Origin of the sequence: Klebsiella sp. D5A, from assembly GCF_001620885.1 — a bacterium.
GTDB lineage: Bacteria > Pseudomonadota > Gammaproteobacteria > Enterobacterales > Enterobacteriaceae > Klebsiella > Klebsiella variicola.
This window is the reverse complement of record NZ_LOAR01000019.1, coordinates 44,137-59,727: the sequence shown is the minus strand read 5'-3', so window position 1 is coordinate 59,727 and position 15,591 is coordinate 44,137. Positions and strand designations below refer to the sequence as shown.

Here is a 15,591-nt window from a genome sequence, read left to right as displayed (position 1 = left end):
GTTGCCCGCTGCTCTGACACATCCGGGAAAGCTCTTAAAGAGATGGCCGCCGCCAACGACGGGCGGCATCACTCTTCAGTGAGCCACATATCCGCTTCTTCAAACATCTCCTGCACCGTACGGCTGATCAGCTCTTTTTCATGCTTGCTGGCGTCGGTGTTGATCGCCGGCAGCGTCATCATCGGCTTCACCCGCACTTCCGCTTCCGGGAAAATGCGCTGCATGCGTTTGGTCAGTTCGTTAAGAATGGTCTCTCTGGCACCCGGCAGCCCGGCAAAATTGCGCTTGTCATAAATCAGTTCCACAAACATCTTCTGTCCTCTGTATGCTGATCGCGGGCGATATTTTTACTGTATTAATGTACAGTGTCAAGCGAATGCCGCGGTGCTGCTCATCCGCAACCTCGTGCGGTAGACGGGCTGCGCGCAAAAGCAGCGCCTCGTCCGCCGGTGGTCAGGCAGGCCTCACTGACGAGCGGAGGGGATTTCCGCGCTGCAAAGGCGTTATCGCTGATTGCGTAGGCCTGGTAAACGCAGTGACCTTCACCCGAAGCGATGTCATTACCTGCGTACATTCATTTCGCGACGGGTAGGTCTGAATATCGGGTGGTGTAAGCCGGGGAAAGCATTTCACGCTTCATCGCCCAGGATTTTTCGATCCCCTGACCGGCAAACCAGACCTTTCCTTTCCCGGATTGATTTAATTGGTCGATAACGTCCATTAACGCAGCACTATTTTTGCGCGGAGCGTTATCGTCAAATAAGTTTAGCTGCGCTATGCCATTACTGAAGAAATCAGCAAGCATAACACCGGCTTTCATATATCGATAACCATCAATCCAAATTCTCTGCAGGCAGTTTGTGGCACAATTTATAATGTCACGGGTATCATTAGACGGCATTAATAGCTTCATTGACGCTTGGTTGCCATAATATGTTTCATTAACGGCGTGCGGACTCGTCCGGACAAATACGCTAACGAAGCGGCAACATTGATGCTCACTGCGTAATTTTTCTGCTGCTCGCTCAGCATAGGCGCAAATGGCTTGATGCATATCTGAATACTGCGTTACCCGGTTGCCAAAAGATCGACTACAAATAATCTGTTGTTTTGTTGGGGAAAATTCTTGTAGCTCAAAACATGGCTCACCACGCAGTTCGCGAACGGTCCTTTCCAGCACCACATTGAAGTGCTTTTTTATGACCCATAATGAGCTTTCTGCCAGATCCAGAGCGGTATTAATACCCATTAAATTAAGTTTTTTACTCATTTTTCGCCCAACGCCCCAGACCTCTTCAACAGGGACAAGGGCGAGTAGCCTGCGTTGGCGCACAATATTGGATAAGTCGACAACGCCGCCCGTGCCGCGCCATGTCTTGGCGGCATGGTTAGCGAGCTTGGCTAATGTCTTGGTTTGCGCAATACCTACGCCCACCGTTAAGCCAGTATTTTTCAATACGTGAGTTCTTATTTCATGGCCGAAGGTGGATAAGGGGACGCAATTCATTACTCCGGATAAATTAATAAAGGCTTCATCGATGGAGTAGATTTCTATTGACGGAGACATTGCCGTGAGCGTTTGCATAACACGGTCACTGAGGTCGGCATAAAGCGCATAGTTAGAACTGAAAAAATGAACACTGGAATAATAAGGGTTATTTTTTATTTTAAAGAAAGGTTCGCCATTTTTTATACCGAGGGATTTTGCTTCGGCAGAGCGAGAAATAATGCAACCATCGTTATTGGACACGACCACAATAGGCTTCCCCTTTAAATCAGGGCGAAAAACCGTTTCACAAGAAGTATAGAAGTTATTGACATCGACGAGGGCAAACATAATTATTTATGCGCTTTAATGCTAAAAATGACCACGCCAAATATTTCTAATTCTTCGGCATTATGAAACGAAATGGAAGCGTAATCGCGATTGTGCGGCACTAGCTGTAAAAAAGGATGAGTGCGAAGTTCTTTCACGGTGAATTCACCTGCGATAGCCGCAATGACGATATCACCATGTACGGCAGACAGTGAGCGGTCAACCACTAAAAGGTCTCCATCACTGATGCCGGCATCACGCATAGACTCTCCGCTGACTTTGATGAAGTAGGTAGCACTCGGATGTTTTATCAATAATTTATTGAGATCCAGCCTGTCCTCAACATAATCCTGAGCGGGGCTGGGAAATCCGCAGGGTACCCTCTCGGAGAAGAGGGGGAGCATGAGTGGGGGCGAAATCTCAGTTGGCCGAGTAAACTGCATGGTATCGATCCTCGAATACTGTTTTTATATACAGTATTATTGAATGTGCTGATGGATCAAGGCGCACGTGACGTTGTTTTTATAACTACATGAATATAATGATGATTTATGTAAAGCATGCCATGTGGTGTTGTTGCTGAACTGCCATCGCTGTGTAGCGCGACCAGTACGCCCAGGTTGATGTTTGCCCGGTAAGATGACCGCGGTATTACATGGAGCATGATCGACTATTTTTTCACCCTTTCTTCGGTATTTAATGTTATTGAGAAGGCAATAAGATATGACAATATCTCATTAAAAGATATTTATAAAATATTGTCGCCTTTACCTTACAGAATAAATAAACATTATTTATTTTAACTAAAACGTCTTGACAAATTTGAGGTTGAGGATAAATTTGAGCAGTCGCTCTAATTTATCGTCATCATCTTCGGGATCCGAAAGTGATACGTTGTGATTAACCATGAAACTACATAATCAGGGGATCTACTGACATGAAAATTTTTTTCCAGGGCACCAGACTTAAAAAAGCAAAAATACTAACGGTTGCCTTTTCTTTCGCCTTTTTCACCGCATCGGTGCTGGCAAAGCCCTCGCAATCAGAGAGTTATAATGTCGCCGTTTATCGCGGGGAGGCCGGGTGCCCAGGCTGTTCTGAAATGGTGGTAAAATCGCTGGTCGCGACAGGCCTGCCTCTGCACATCTCTTATGTTGGCGAAAAAGAAAAGCTGAAATTAAATGTGCAAACACTGAAAAAATTCGACCTCTATATTCAACCTGGCGGCGGTCAGGATATACCCGGATCTTATCAAGCCCTGGGTGATGAAGGGGCAGAGGCTATCCGTAATTTTGTGAAAAGCGGCAAATCCTTTCTTGGTCTTTGTATGGGGGCCTATCTTGCCGACAAAGACTGGATAGGGCTTATTGATGCGCCTTTAGAGTCAGAGGTGGGAAGACCCGGTTCGCAGGCCGTTGATGAAGGCGATTATACCCTGCAACTGACATGGAATAATAAACAAGAGCCTTTTTACTACCAGGATGGGCCTTATCTCAACAGTAGTATCTCAAGTACTGGATTCCAGCCGATCGCTTACTACAAGAATGGAGATATCGCCATTGGTAAGTACCGGTATGGTAAGGGAAACATCATCCTGTCAGGTCCGCATCCTGAAGCCGATGAGACCTGGATAGACAGCGCTGCGCCAGTGAATACGACGGCAGAAAGTAAAATGCAGCGTATTTTAAGTTATCTCAATATAAAAAAGGGTTAACTGATACGCTACCTTGCTTCACCCACTCAGAAATCTTTTTTAAGTATTTTAAAGGCAAGCTCAGATATTTCATTAAGAAAAATGCTGCGTCTGTCTTCTGAATAATCGAGGATCAGCAAGCTGGAATACCCATCAATTAATGTGTTTATTTGTCTGGCTGAGGTAGCGGCGTTTTCCGCAAGGAACTCGCCTTCCTGCATCCCTACGCTAATGATGCCTTCAAGAATAGTGATCCATTGCAGGGAGTGATCGTGCACTAATTTAGCATAATCCGCATCGCGTGCTGCCATTGGCCATAGTTCAAGGTAGAGCAGCCAGTGTGCCGAAGGTGCATCGGGTAACAGCGTTCTGATATAGAGGTTTACTCTTTCACTAGCGCTCATTTTTTCTGACGCGTTTAAAAACGCATGACATTCTTGTATGTCATTTTCAAACATATACTGAATAGTGGATTTCTTGAGCGTTTCCCAGTCTCGATAATAGTGATAGATATGACTTCTGGAAATATTCATTTTCTGCGTCAAATCACGGGTTGAGACATTGCTAAACCCTTTTTCTCTGAACAGTTGCAGCGCAGCTATTTTTATCAACTCAGAAAAATTGGCCGTTTTCAATATTTCAACCTTAATCACTATCCATTAAAGCGCGAACTATATCATAATTTCTGAAACCTTGCACGTGTTCAACATTCGGGGATAGCTGTTAGCATTGTGTTTTTTATAGCATTAACAAAATAACGAAAATCTATTTTGTGGGTCTGGTATAAATTCAGCTGCAGGGAGGTTGCCTTATTATTAGCTATGCGCAGGATGCTATTCCTGCCGCGTGCGGTAGTGGCCGCAACGGTGGAGTGGAAAACCGGGAAAGAGAACGTCGCTATTACCCGGTGAGCTATCATGATGACAACGTGCTTATCGGCAAGGTAGGCGATAAGCACGGCATTTTTCAGACCGAGCGTGGTTTGCCGCCGCGTGGGTAGCCGCTGCGCCACCACACGCTTTTAACGCAATTGCGCGCAGGCGCCCGCTATCCGCTGGCAGGCTTGGGTTAGCAGGCCATCTTCTATCGCATACGCAATACGCAAATACCCCGGCATTCCAAACGCGGAGCCGTGTAAAACGGCCACCTGGGTTTGTTCTAATAGCCAGTTCGCCAGCGCGCTGTCGTTGCGAAGGATTTCGCCGCCAGGGGTCATCCGGCCCATGAGCGCCTGGCAGTTAGCAAACACATAGAATGCCCCCTGGGGAGCGGTGGCGCTCAGGCCATCGGTGGCGGCAATCATTCCCAGCACCTGCTGGCGGCGTTTATCTAACACGTTGAGCCAGCCGTCGAAGAAATTGGCTGAGTGGTTAAGCGCTGCGACCGCCGCAGCCTGCGAAATACTGCTGGGGTTGGAGGTGCTTTGTGATTGCAGGATCTGCATGGCGGCAATCAGCCATTGCGGCCCTCCCGCATAGCCCAGACGCCAGCCGGTCATGGCGTGGCTTTTGGACACACCGTTTACCGTCAGGGTACGTGAAACCATCTGCGGGGCGGCCTGGGCAAAAGTGGTAAAAGGGATATTGTCATAGCGCAGCGGCTCGTAAATATCGTCGGCCATCACCAGCACCTGTGGGTAATCCGCCAGCACCGCAGCCAGGGCACGCAGTTCCTGCTCGCTGTAAATCGCCCCCGTCGGGTTGCCCGGCGAGTTGAGGATCAGCCAGCGCGTTGATGGGGTGAGGGCGGCGGCCAGTTGTTCCGGCGTCAGCTTCCAGCCGTTTTGTTCATCACAGGGCACAATCACCGGTTCGCCATCGGCCAGAGAGACCATATCCGGATACGAGACCCAGTAGGGGGCGGGAATGATGACCTGCTGCCCGGCGTCGAGGGTGGCCAGAAAAGCATTGAAAATAAGCTGCTTGGCGCCACTGCCTGCGATGATCTCTTGCGGACGGTAATGCAACTGATTGTCGCGAGCGAACTTGGCGGCAATGGCCTCCTTTAACGCGGCGGTGCCGGAAACGGCGGTATACTTAGTCTGATGATGCACGATCGCTTCAATGCCCGCATAGCTGATATGGGCCGGGGTAGCAAAATCCAGTTCTCCTTCGCCCAGGTTGATAACCGGCTTGCCTGCGGCTTCCAGTGCCCGTACCTGGTCAGAAATGACCGCTGTCGGTGAAGGGCGTACAGATTGCATACGACGGGCGATTTGACTGTTATTCATAAATCCTCTTTTGTATCTAATGATTCAATTAATACAATTAGGTCCCCAACCTCAGCAGGAAACTCGCCGTGTCACCGATCTTTATTCTCGATAACACCTCTGCGCCCGCTCGCTACGGTATTACCGCCAGCCTGTGGGCTAATCGTCTTGGACTGCCTCTCTGGAGCCTTCGCCCCGACTTCGCCGGCGATGTTCCCGACAGCCATCAGCACGTCATTCGTGCCGGGTACTGCGTGACCAGCGGCCTCTGGCGCAGCGATACGCTGCGTGAAGAGGTGCGCGATATCGCCAGCCTGCCTGAGTCAGATGCTGTCATTGTGCTGGCGTCCTCGCAGGCAGCGCTTATCGCCGACCTGCCGGGCCAACGGCTGTTCAGCGATGACCGCAACCAGCGCCTGACGCTCAGCGACGGGCAACATACGGTGTTAGACCTCACCGCCGATCGCTATGGTCGCTGGGATGCCGGGGAGCCATCCTCTGCCGGGACGTCCTTGCGCATCGCACTGATTGGCCGTGAGTCAGACCACCGTCTGGTCTACCCCGCCACGCTTGGCTCACTGGGTGATGCCGCGGCGTCGCTGGGGCTGAACCTGGAGGTCCATTTCTTCGCGCCGGTCAGTCTGTCCCCTGGGTTACACGACATCCACGACGTCCAGGGCGTCGTGTTGCCAGGCGGTTCCTCGATGGCCGCCGTCAAGGGACAAATCCGCGTGGCGGAAGATACGCTTGCCCGCGGACAGCCCACGCTGGGGTTATGCCTGGGAATGCAGAGCATGATGACCGCAGTCGTGCGCCGACGTCCGGGTTGCGAATCAGCCATTCCCGCCGAAGTGGCTCCGGATGAGGCTCTGCACAGCTTTGTTCCCTTTGTTGATGGCCGTCATCGCTGCGGCGTATTCCCTTTTTCCTTCGGGTTGATCCCCGGTGATATCCGCGAAATGCACTACAACCATCGCTACTGCTTTAACACCGACTTATTACCGGCGCTGGATCGCAGCGGGGTCAGCGTCAGTGCGCAAACGGACGATATCGTGGAGGCCATCTCCCAGCCGGAACTGCCGTTCTGGCATGGTGTGCAGGGGCACCCGGAACTGATGTCCCGCCCGGATGCGCCCCATCCGCTGTTCGTCGCCTTTTTACGGGCGGCGCTTAACGCGCCAGCGTAACGCCGCTACGGCTGTCGCTGGCAAGCGCCGACATGACGTGAGTCAGCTCCGCCAGCGCCGCGTCGTCGATCGGTTTTAACGGTGCGCGTACGGTGCCGCCGTTAAAACCGCGCAGCGCCATCGCCGCTTTCACCAGCTGCGGCTGACCATGTTTGCGCGCCAGCGCGCGATACGCGTACCACAGCTGATGCAGATCGCGGGCCGTGGCGGCATCGCCCTGTTCCACGGCCCGGAAGGTATTGATAATCAGCTCCGGCAGCGCGCCGCTGTTGGTGGTGCTGATGCCGTCAAACCCGGCCATCATTGGCCCGAGGAAGGCCAGATCGGAAGCACAGAACAGGCGCAGACGCCCACGCAGACGGTTGGCAATCTGGTCGATGGCGGTGGGGTTGAGATCGCCCTGTTTGATGCCGACCACGTTGGGGATCTCTGCCAGTTGTTCCAGCAGCGCCGGGGAGAGGGTGATGCCGATGCCCGGCGCGTTGTACACCAGGATGCCGGTTTTGGATAAGGGAGCCATCTCTTTGAAGTAGCTGACGATCTGTTGGTCAGTGATTTCGCTAACAAAGGGCGCGGTCACCATCGGCAGGCCGCCCAGCTCGCTTGCCAGCAGCGTCAGCTCGCGGGCATCGCGCGGGTCGGCGCTGGCGCTGCACAGCATGACCGCCACGCGGTCATCCACACAGGCCATGACTTGATGAAACAGCTCACGGCGTTCTTCGACGGTCATCACCGGGAATTCACCGTAGGTGCCGCCAATCAGCAGACCGTCATAACCCAGACCAATCACGCGTTCAATATTTTCACGTAACGCCGGAAAGTCGATCGCGCCGCTGGCGGTGAACGGGGTGACGGTGATGTTGAAAATACCGCGCAGGCGTTCACGGCATTCATTGATATCTTTCATTTTTCTTTCCTTACAGCAGTGTGAGAGGGCGAGCCAGGGAACCCAGCTGACGATATCCGGTTTCGGTCACCACCACGGTTTCACTGACGCCGACGGTAAATTGACCGTAGATCCGCAGAGCCGGTGGAATGTGGAAGGTCATTCCTGGCTGCAGCTCAGTGGTGACGCCACGATACAGACTGAGAATGCCGCCTTCGCCCCAGTCCGGCGCAAAGGCGATACCGATGGAGTAACCGGTGCGTTTTTTGAAGTTTTCGGTGAACCCGGCGCGATCAATCACCTTCTGGCAGGCCAGGTGCGGCGCTTCGCAGGTGGCGCCTGGACGAATGGCATCAAGAGAGGCCTGCAGGGCTTCCTGACACACTTTTTCCATTTCGATGGCGATAGCGGGCGGCCGCCCCAGCCAGGCGGAGCGCATCATCGCGGCGTGGTAGCGGTCGTGAGCCGCTGACATTTCCAGAAATACCGGGTCGTTATCCTGCATCACCCGACGACGCCATGTGCCATGCGGCACGCCGCTGCGTGGGCCGGTCGAGACCAGCGGTTCCATGCCGACATACTCGGAACCGGCGGCAATGGCGGCCCCCATCATCGCCGAGACCAGCGCGTTTTCGTCTGCGCCGCGGCGAATCGCCGCCATGCCCGCGCGCATGCCCGCGTCCACATAGCGCGCTGCGATGGCGATTTTTTCCACCTCCGCCGCCGATTTCACGGCGCGCAGCGGCTCGATGACGCCCGCGGTATCGGCAATGGTGCCGAGCCTGGCCTGCAGGGCTTCATACACGGCAACCGGCAGGAACCAACCGCGTTTGTCCAGCCCAATCCGTTTGTGGAGCCAGCCGCGCTGTTGCAGCATGCCCACCAGGAAATCCACCGGGTTATCGCCATCCTGGTAGATGGCGGCGTCAGAAATAAAGGTGTTGGCGATAAAGTTAAAGTATTCGAGCTGGCGAATCACAAACACCGGATCCCCTTCTACCGGCAGCAACAGCGCCTGGAAGGTGTAATAGCCCGGTGTTTGCTGACCGGTGAGCCAGAAAATGTTTTCCGGGCCGGTAACGATCATGACGTCCACGCCCGCGCGGCTTAAGCGTTCGCGGGTGCGTCGAATGCGTTGCGCATATTCATCAGCGCTAAAGGCGGACTCACTGCCCTGAATCACATTGTTAACATCTTGCATGAGTAAACTCCTGGAGTAAGTGGGCCTGCGCGGCATTAAACTGCACGCCCAGACCGGGTGAGTCATTGACGGTGACCAGGCCATTGCGGTATTCCAGCCCGCTGACGGGATCATCCGTTAAGCCATCGGCGCCATACAGCTCGGCAAATGCCGGTTGCACGACACGACACAGCTGGAGCGCGGCGGCGGTGGCAGCATGGCCTTCATTCATCTGGCCAATCATGAATGGCACGTCGGCGAGTCGCAGCCGGTTGGCGGCGGCCAGCGTCGGCGCAAGGCCACCCAGTTTCACCAGTTTGAGATGCCCCCACAGCGCACCTTTGGCGGCGATCAGCCGGGTGATGGCGGCATCACTGTTGAGGCTTTCGTCGAGCATGATCGGGATGCCGTAGGCGTACAGCTCCGCAAGCTGGCTGTCGTTTGCCGGGCTTAACGGCTGTTCGATGTAGCTGAGCTTCAGCTCGCGCAGAGACGGGAATGCCGCGTGAGCCTGCGCCAGAGACCACTGGCCGTTCACGTCAATCGCCAGCGAAATCTGCTGACCGAACCGCTGGCGCAGCCGTTGCAGACGGGCCAGGTCGGTAGCGAAATCCGCCACGCCTGTGCGCAACTTCAGCTGGGTGAAACCGCGATCGACATAGCGTTGCGCCTGCTCCAGCATCTGTCTCTCGCTGCCCCAGAACAGGGTCTGGTTGGTGTGCCACGCAGGCAGGCCATCCCGCGCCCCCAGCCAGGCGGCAACGCTTATCCCTTGCTGACGCGCCAGCAGGTCGTGCAAGGCCATATCCAGCACCATGCGCGATGGCGGCAGGAGCGTGCAGTCTTCATCATCTAACGCGGCGAGTCGCGCGGCGGGCGCCTGGCGCCAGTCCCAGCGATGAAGTATCTGAAGCAGGTTGTTCAGCACCTGCTCTTCGCGGTAGCCATGCAGGTAGCGAATGTTGAGCCGCACTTCGCCAATCCCGATCACTCCCTGGTCTTCCAGACGCAGCCAGAGCGTATCGAGCGCCGTTACCGGACCAGAGGCAGCGGTATGCAGCGTCACACCGGCGTAATGCAGATCTCCCCGAAAGAGCTGTGCTTTCATAAACCGGGCTCCGGCGGCAGCATGGCGAGCGCAATATCGAGATAGAGGTAGGCCGCGGCGATAAATTCATCGACAGGGACAAATTCATCGGGTTTGTGAGCTACGGCCAGCGAGCCGGGGCCAATCACGACGCCTTTTGCGCCCAGCGAACGGAAATGCACCAGGTCACATCCCCCCTGAAAACCAAACGGGCCGGGTTCGCTCTGCCCATGACGGCGACAGGCAGCAAGGCTTTGCTCGACAATGGCTTCGCGGCTGTCGGTTTGCGTCGCGCCGCCGGTAGTGGGCTGCCAGGCGATAATTTCGGCTTCCACACCTGCATGTGCGTATGCGTGGTCGAGCAGTTGCTGCAGTTCGGCTTTGACGACCTCTTCGTCTTCGCCCGGAACCATGCGACGGTCAAGCAGCAGCTCACAGCTGTCTGGCACCACGTTGTCCGCATGGCCGCCGTGGATGCGGGTTACCGTCAGGCTGGCGTTGCCGACCAGATCGTGGCAGCGGCAACGCACCTGCTGGTGGTGGGCTTCTTCAATCAACCCTAACAGGCGCGCTGACTGGTAAATCGCGTTAACCCCCAGCTCCGGCGTACCAGAATGCGCGGTGACGCCTTTAACCCGCACGCGAGGACGTAAGCTGCCTTTGTGGGCGGAGAAGGTGGCATTTGAGGTCGGCTCGCCAATCACCGCAAAATCAATCGCCGGTGGATTATCGCGGACGTAGAATTTCGCCCCTTCGCTGGCGACCTCTTCATCGGCGGTGAACACCCCCATCAATGTGCCGGACCACTGCTGACGGTTGGCAGCCAGCAGACGCAGGGCTTCAACCATCGCCACCAGCGGGCCTTTGGCATCGCAGGCGCCGCGTCCGTACAGGCGTCCGTCACGCTCGGTGAGCGTGAAGGGATCGCTGGCCCAGCCGCTTCCCGCCGGAACGGTGTCAAGGTGGGTGTTAAAGGCGAAACACGGCCCCGGTCCATTGTTCAGGACGGCGATAACGTTGGTCCGCCCCGGTGCGTATTCGCTAAAGGAGAGATCGAACCCGGCGGTCAGCAGCCAGCCTTCCAGACATTCGGCGGCTTCGCGCTCATGGCCCGGTGGATTCTCCGTGTTGATGGCAACCAGCGTCGCTAAGTCCTTTTTCATACGAGCGCTGTCAACCTGATAACTGGACATAGGAACTCCGTGATTAATGTAATATTTGCGTCAGGAAGCGCTGCGCGCGGTCGCTGACATGGCCGGCGAAGAAATCGCTGGTGTTGGCGCGATCGATAATTTCGCCGTCTTCCATAAACAGAATCTTGTTAGCGGCCCGACGGGCGAAGCCCATTTCGTGAGTCACCACCATGCTGGTCATGCCTTCTGCGCTAAGCTCCGCCATGACTTCCAGCACTTCACGGATCATCTCCGGGTCGAGGGCGGAAGTGGGCTCGTCGTAGAGCATCAGCTCGGGCTTCATCGCCAGCGCCCGGGCAATCGCCACGCGCTGCTGCTGTCCGCCGGAGAGCTCGTCCGGAAAATGGTCTGCACGTTCGTTGATGCGCACTTTTGCCAGCAGGTTGTCCGCCAGTTTGCGGGCATCAATACGGTTCATTCCCAACACCGTCATCGGGGCCAGCATGATGTTTTCCGCTGCGGTCAGGTGCGAGAACAGCTCGTAGTTCTGGAACACCATGCCAATGCGCTGACGCAGTTTGTGCGCCGGCACATCGCCCCGGCTGATGTGCTGGCTGGCGAAGAACACATCGCCGCTGTCGGCGGGCGAGAGCATGTTGACGCAGCGTAGCAGGGTGGATTTTCCCGAGCCGGACGGGCCAATCAGCACCACGGTTTCTCCGCGTTGCACGGTCAGAGAGCAGTTTTTGAGTACGGTCTGGCGACCAAAAGTCTTATCAATGCCGATCATCTCCAGCAGCGGTTTCTCACTCATGGTTCCTCCCGGACGGTTTTCGGTAATTTAAACAGGCGAGTCAGCCGCTTCTGGCTTTTGCTGCGGCGCTGCCTGGGATCCAGCACGCGTTCCAGCCACGACTGGAAGATCATGAACAGGCTGGTGAGCAGCAGGTAATAGATGCCCGCAGCGCAAAGCGCTTCGAAGTAACGGAAGCTGGCGCTGGCGGCCTGGTTAGCGACCAGCAGCAGTTCCTGAACGGCGATAACCGAGACCAGCGCGCTCGATTTCAGCATGCTGATCATCTGGTTACCCATCGGCGGCAGAACGATGCGTGCGGCCTGAGGCAGAACGATTTTTCGCATGATCTGGCCGTGAGTCATCCCCAGCGCCATGCCGGCGGTGCGCTGGCCGCTTTTCACCGCCTGCAGGCCAGAGCGCAGAATTTCCGCCATGTAGGCGCCTTCATTGAGCGAAAGGGCCAGCACTGCACAGGTAAACGCGGAGAAGCGTAAGCCGAAGCCTGGCAGCACGTTGTAGACAAAGATTATCTGGAACAGCACCGGCGTCCCGCGAAACAGCCACAGGTAGAAAAAGGCCAGCCCTTTCCCGGCGCGAAACGGCGCTTCCTGCAACAGCGCCAACACCAGGCCCAGCACCACGCCACACAACAGTGAGCAGAGGGTAATCAGTAGCGTCATCCACGCACCCCGAATAAATTCGGGGGAGAGGAAGTACTGCCACATTAAATCGATCGACATAGCGTTCTCCGGTTAATGGCAAACGGGTTAGAAAAGGGCAACGGAGTCTGGGAAGTTCCACTTCTTAATCAGTTGCGTGTAGGTGCCATTTTTGACGAGTCTCTGCAGACCTTGCTCCAGCAGGGCCTGGGTTGCGGTATCGCCTTTACGCACGGCAAAGGCGATGTGAGTATTCGCTTCGAACTCGGCGCCAACCGCTTCGAACATGCCGGCTTTTTCGGTAAACAGGGCGACGGTGCCCGGCGTGGAGAGGAACTCGGCATCGGCACGTCCCTGGGCGACGGCCACGGCGGAATCGGTGGCGGCGGGGAACGTCATGACGTTGATGGCCGGTTTTTTGGCCTCCACGCAGCGCTGATTGTCTGCCCGCGCCTGGCTCTCTTCGATCCCGCCGAGCGTCACGGCGATGTTTTTGCCGCAGAGGCTCAGGTCACGTCCGGTGATGTTGGCCGGGTTACCTTTGCGGACCACCACGCGGCTGCCGATTTTCAGATAGGGTACGAAGTCAACCTGCTCGGCACGGGTCGGATTGACGTACATGGCGGAGTTGATGATATCCAGACGTTTACCCTGCAGCGCCGGAATAAGCCCTTTGAATTCCATCGGCATTGGCGCCGGCGTCAGTTGGATCTCTTTGCTTAGCGCGTTGATCAGGTCGATATCGAAGCCGGTAAGCTTGCCTGCTTTCACGTATTCAAAAGGCATGAACGTCGCTGCCGTTCCATAGGTCAGTTGACCCTTGGCGATGGTTTCCACCGCCGCATGGCTGACCAGCGGCAGGGCGGTCAGCGCGAACATCAAAGTACGCACATGGCGAAACAGAAAAGAATTGCTGGACATAGTCGTCTCCTGGCTAAGGTTTAAATTGAATTTAGTGAGTCAATAAATACAATTATGCGTGTGAAAAAAATGTCTCATTCTGGTGCGTATTGCACGTTAAGCGTGCACTCCTTGCTTTACTTTGCTGCGTTTTGTTGCTCGTGATATTGTATATATCGACCACAACAATGCACTTCAGGGAATCGTGAATTCATGCAGCCTGACTCCACTGCGAGCAGTCGCCGGATAGCCCGGCAAATACTCGACCTGATATCTGAAGCAAGATTCGATCCAGGTCATCATTTACGTGAGCAACATCTTGCCGATGCGTTGGGTGTTTCGCGTACGCCGGTACGTGCCGGGCTCAAGGAACTGACCCGAATGGGGGCGGTTGAAGCGCGGCCAAACCAGGGATTTTTCCTCCTTAAACGCAGTAATGAGCTGGATCAGCTGGAGATTGAGCAGTCCAAGAGCAATGACCAGAAGTTGTACGAGCAACTGGTCCATGACCGCATTGCAGGTATCCTGCCGGAATCCTTTACCCAGACCGAAATCAGCCAGCGCTATGATGTTGATCGCGGCGTGCTGACCCGTACGCTGGTGAAGCTATCGGAGGATGGCCTGATTGCCCGCAATGCAGGGCATGGCTGGCGCTTTCTGCAAACCCTGAACTCCGAAATCGCTCTGCGCAATAGCTACGGTTTTCGCCTGATGATTGAACCGATGGCGTTGCTGACGCCCAACCTGCATGTTGACCGGCAGATGCTTAAACGTCTGCGCGCCCGGCATCTGAGACTCATCACCCACCCGGACATTACGCAGGTCCCGGCCAAAGAGATTTTCGAAACCGATGCGGCGTTTCATGAGTTGCTGGCAGAGGCCAGCGGCAACCTGTTTGTATTACAGGCTATTCAGCAGCAAAACCGGCTGCGTCGCCTGCTGGAATTTGGTAGCTATCACAATAAGCGTCGCGTAAAAGAGTGGTGCGAAGAGCACGTTGCCATCATTGATGCCCTGCGAGAGAACAAACAGGAACAGGCGGCAGAGTTGATGAGAAAACACCTGCAATACGCGTTTGACCAGGTCAATGTAAAAAGCCCCCGCGTATAACTGGCATCACTATTGCACATAATGCTCCTGAAAATACAATCAGGAGCATTTATGAATTTGCAGATACAACAGCGTGTGGCACTGGTTTGCGGTGCGGGAAGTGGCCTTGGACAGGCTATCGCCTGCTCGCTGGCGCAGGAAGGCGTGAAGGTCGCCGTGACAGGCCGCAACAGAGAGAAGCTGGCGCAAACGGTGGAACGCATCACTCAGCTGGGCGGTACCGCCCGCGCCTGGCCGCTGGATCTTGCCATCCCGGAACAGTTTGATACGGTCATCGCCGATATCCGCGAGCACTGGGGCGACATCGATATTCTGGTCAATAATTCCGGTGGCCCACCGCCCACGCTGGCACAGGGGACGGACGGCGCCGTCTGGCAACAGCAATTTTCAGTGATGGTCGCCTCGTTGATCCAGCTCACCGATAAACTACTGCCCGCCATGCGCAGCCGTGGCTGGGGACGCATTATTACCTCCACCTCGTCCGGTGTGATTGCCCCTATTCCGGGTCTCGCCCTGTCGAATGCGCTGCGCATGAGCTTACTCGGCTGGTCGAAAACCCTTGCCGCTGAAGTGGCGGCCGACGGCGTCACGGTGAATGTGATGGTGCCTGGGCGCATTGCTACCGACCGGGTGGGTCAGCTGGATGCTATCAAGGCGAAACGGGAACATTCCACTGCGGAAGCGGTCGCGGAGAAGAGTCGTCTGAGCATTCCGGCGGGACGTTATGGCCACCCCCATGAGTACGGCGCTACCGCTGCCTTTTTGGCAAGCCAGCCTGCCAGCTACATTACCGGGGCGGTGATCCGGGTCGATGGCGGATTGATTGGTTCGGTTTAGTGGGGAGTCGCGTGCAATGCCAGTCGCTGGTGTCGTTGACTGGCATTCACGCCTCTCTCGCGCTCATTCAGAATGAGGTGTTAACTATTGCGTACCGG

Annotated in this window: 16 protein-coding genes; 4 read left to right on the top strand and 12 right to left on the bottom strand. The window is 55.4% G+C overall.

Annotated features, from left to right (window positions below; translation table 11 throughout):
* Window positions 1–68 precede the first annotated feature (68 nt).
* The 3 genes from AS136_RS22710 to umuD all read right to left on the bottom strand — a co-directional run bounded on the left by AS136_RS22710 (window position 69) and on the right by umuD (window position 2,259).
* A complete protein-coding gene (locus AS136_RS22710; RefSeq protein ID WP_004203750.1) occupies window positions 69–311 on the bottom strand; it encodes a DinI family protein in 243 nt (80 codons plus the stop codon).
* 263 nt (window positions 312–574) lie between these two features.
* Window positions 575–1,837, bottom strand: coding sequence for a translesion error-prone DNA polymerase V subunit UmuC (gene umuC / locus AS136_RS22705; RefSeq protein WP_063267029.1), 1,263 nt, complete (start codon window positions 1,835–1,837; stop codon window positions 575–577).
* A 2-nt stretch (window positions 1,838–1,839) separates the two neighbouring features.
* Entirely contained in the window at window positions 1,840–2,259 is a 420-nt protein-coding gene (umuD, locus tag AS136_RS22700) for a translesion error-prone DNA polymerase V autoproteolytic subunit (protein ID WP_008807676.1), read from the bottom strand.
* A gap of 494 nt (window positions 2,260–2,753) precedes the next feature.
* Here umuD and AS136_RS22695 point away from each other — a divergent pair, with 494 nt between their 5' ends.
* Complete coding sequence (locus AS136_RS22695; RefSeq protein ID WP_063267028.1) at window positions 2,754–3,530, top strand: BPL-N domain-containing protein; 777 nt, start codon at window positions 2,754–2,756, stop codon at window positions 3,528–3,530.
* A 26-nt stretch (window positions 3,531–3,556) separates the two neighbouring features.
* Here AS136_RS22695 and AS136_RS22690 read toward each other — a convergent pair whose 3' ends face one another.
* Window positions 3,557–4,144, bottom strand: coding sequence for a TetR/AcrR family transcriptional regulator (locus AS136_RS22690; protein WP_022065835.1), 588 nt, complete (start codon window positions 4,142–4,144; stop codon window positions 3,557–3,559).
* A 386-nt stretch (window positions 4,145–4,530) separates the two neighbouring features.
* The gene (locus tag AS136_RS22680; RefSeq protein ID WP_023322391.1) at window positions 4,531–5,739 is read right to left on the bottom strand and encodes a pyridoxal phosphate-dependent aminotransferase; all 1,209 of its coding nucleotides are present in this window, start codon (window positions 5,737–5,739) and stop codon (window positions 4,531–4,533) included.
* A 68-nt stretch (window positions 5,740–5,807) separates the two neighbouring features.
* Between AS136_RS22680 and AS136_RS22675 the strand changes: the two genes are divergently transcribed.
* The gene (locus AS136_RS22675; protein WP_063267027.1) at window positions 5,808–6,905 is read left to right on the top strand and encodes a glutamine amidotransferase-related protein; all 1,098 of its coding nucleotides are present in this window, start codon (window positions 5,808–5,810) and stop codon (window positions 6,903–6,905) included.
* Here AS136_RS22675 and AS136_RS22670 read toward each other — a convergent pair.
* The 7 genes from AS136_RS22670 to AS136_RS22640 are packed head-to-tail and all read right to left on the bottom strand — an operon-like array spanning window position 6,889 to window position 13,567.
* Window positions 6,889–7,812, bottom strand: a complete 924-nt coding sequence (locus AS136_RS22670) for a dihydrodipicolinate synthase family protein (protein ID WP_023297410.1) — start codon at window positions 7,810–7,812, stop codon at window positions 6,889–6,891. The genes AS136_RS22675 and AS136_RS22670 overlap by 17 nt on opposite strands.
* 10 nt (window positions 7,813–7,822) lie before the next feature.
* The gene (locus AS136_RS22665; RefSeq protein ID WP_043875490.1) at window positions 7,823–8,992 is read right to left on the bottom strand and encodes a M24 family metallopeptidase; all 1,170 of its coding nucleotides are present in this window, start codon (window positions 8,990–8,992) and stop codon (window positions 7,823–7,825) included.
* A complete protein-coding gene (locus tag AS136_RS22660) occupies window positions 8,979–10,079 on the bottom strand; it encodes a mandelate racemase/muconate lactonizing enzyme family protein (protein WP_049246043.1) in 1,101 nt (366 codons plus the stop codon). The genes AS136_RS22665 and AS136_RS22660 overlap by 14 nt, the downstream gene beginning before the upstream one ends.
* Window positions 10,076–11,251, bottom strand: a complete 1,176-nt coding sequence (locus tag AS136_RS22655) for a M20 family metallopeptidase (protein WP_008807667.1) — start codon at window positions 11,249–11,251, stop codon at window positions 10,076–10,078. Before AS136_RS22655 ends, AS136_RS22660 begins: the two co-directional genes overlap by 4 nt.
* 13 nt (window positions 11,252–11,264) lie before the next feature.
* Window positions 11,265–12,005, bottom strand: coding sequence for an amino acid ABC transporter ATP-binding protein (locus tag AS136_RS22650; RefSeq protein ID WP_012968502.1), 741 nt, complete (start codon window positions 12,003–12,005; stop codon window positions 11,265–11,267).
* Window positions 12,002–12,727 (bottom strand): amino acid ABC transporter permease, encoded by a 726-nt coding sequence (locus AS136_RS22645; RefSeq protein WP_008807665.1) that lies wholly within the window; start codon window positions 12,725–12,727, stop codon window positions 12,002–12,004. Before AS136_RS22645 ends, AS136_RS22650 begins: the two co-directional genes overlap by 4 nt.
* Window positions 12,728–12,754: 27 nt before the next feature.
* A complete protein-coding gene (locus AS136_RS22640) occupies window positions 12,755–13,567 on the bottom strand; it encodes an ABC transporter substrate-binding protein (protein WP_012968501.1) in 813 nt (270 codons plus the stop codon).
* A gap of 192 nt (window positions 13,568–13,759) precedes the next feature.
* Between AS136_RS22640 and AS136_RS22635 the strand changes: the two genes are divergently transcribed.
* Window positions 13,760–14,656 carry a GntR family transcriptional regulator gene (locus AS136_RS22635; RefSeq protein ID WP_063267026.1) on the top strand — a complete coding sequence of 299 codons (897 nt, stop codon included), beginning with the start codon at window positions 13,760–13,762 and terminating at the stop codon, window positions 14,654–14,656.
* 51 nt (window positions 14,657–14,707) lie between these two features.
* Complete coding sequence (locus AS136_RS22630) at window positions 14,708–15,493, top strand: SDR family oxidoreductase (RefSeq protein ID WP_032732799.1); 786 nt, start codon at window positions 14,708–14,710, stop codon at window positions 15,491–15,493.
* The last annotated feature ends 98 nt before the right edge of the window (window positions 15,494–15,591 follow it).

Coding starts and splice junctions, on each gene's coding strand:
- umuD (WP_008807676.1), bottom strand. CDS start 2,259: ATGCAGTTTACTCGGCCAACTGAGATTTCGCCCCCACTCATGCTCCCC.
- AS136_RS22655 (WP_008807667.1), bottom strand. CDS start 11,251: ATGTCCAGTTATCAGGTTGACAGCGCTCGTATGAAAAAGGACTTAGCG.
- AS136_RS22670 (WP_023297410.1), bottom strand. CDS start 7,812: ATGAAAGATATCAATGAATGCCGTGAACGCCTGCGCGGTATTTTCAAC.
- AS136_RS22695 (WP_063267028.1), top strand. CDS start 2,754: ATGAAAATTTTTTTCCAGGGCACCAGACTTAAAAAAGCAAAAATACTA.
- AS136_RS22630 (WP_032732799.1), top strand. CDS start 14,708: ATGAATTTGCAGATACAACAGCGTGTGGCACTGGTTTGCGGTGCGGGA.
- AS136_RS22680 (WP_023322391.1), bottom strand. CDS start 5,739: ATGAATAACAGTCAAATCGCCCGTCGTATGCAATCTGTACGCCCTTCA.
- AS136_RS22710 (WP_004203750.1), bottom strand. CDS start 311: ATGTTTGTGGAACTGATTTATGACAAGCGCAATTTTGCCGGGCTGCCG.
- AS136_RS22665 (WP_043875490.1), bottom strand. CDS start 8,992: ATGCAAGATGTTAACAATGTGATTCAGGGCAGTGAGTCCGCCTTTAGC.
- umuC (WP_063267029.1), bottom strand. CDS start 1,837: ATGTTTGCCCTCGTCGATGTCAATAACTTCTATACTTCTTGTGAAACG.
- AS136_RS22635 (WP_063267026.1), top strand. CDS start 13,760: ATGCAGCCTGACTCCACTGCGAGCAGTCGCCGGATAGCCCGGCAAATA.
- AS136_RS22660 (WP_049246043.1), bottom strand. CDS start 10,079: ATGAAAGCACAGCTCTTTCGGGGAGATCTGCATTACGCCGGTGTGACG.
- AS136_RS22645 (WP_008807665.1), bottom strand. CDS start 12,727: ATGTCGATCGATTTAATGTGGCAGTACTTCCTCTCCCCCGAATTTATT.
- AS136_RS22640 (WP_012968501.1), bottom strand. CDS start 13,567: ATGTCCAGCAATTCTTTTCTGTTTCGCCATGTGCGTACTTTGATGTTC.
- AS136_RS22650 (WP_012968502.1), bottom strand. CDS start 12,005: ATGAGTGAGAAACCGCTGCTGGAGATGATCGGCATTGATAAGACTTTT.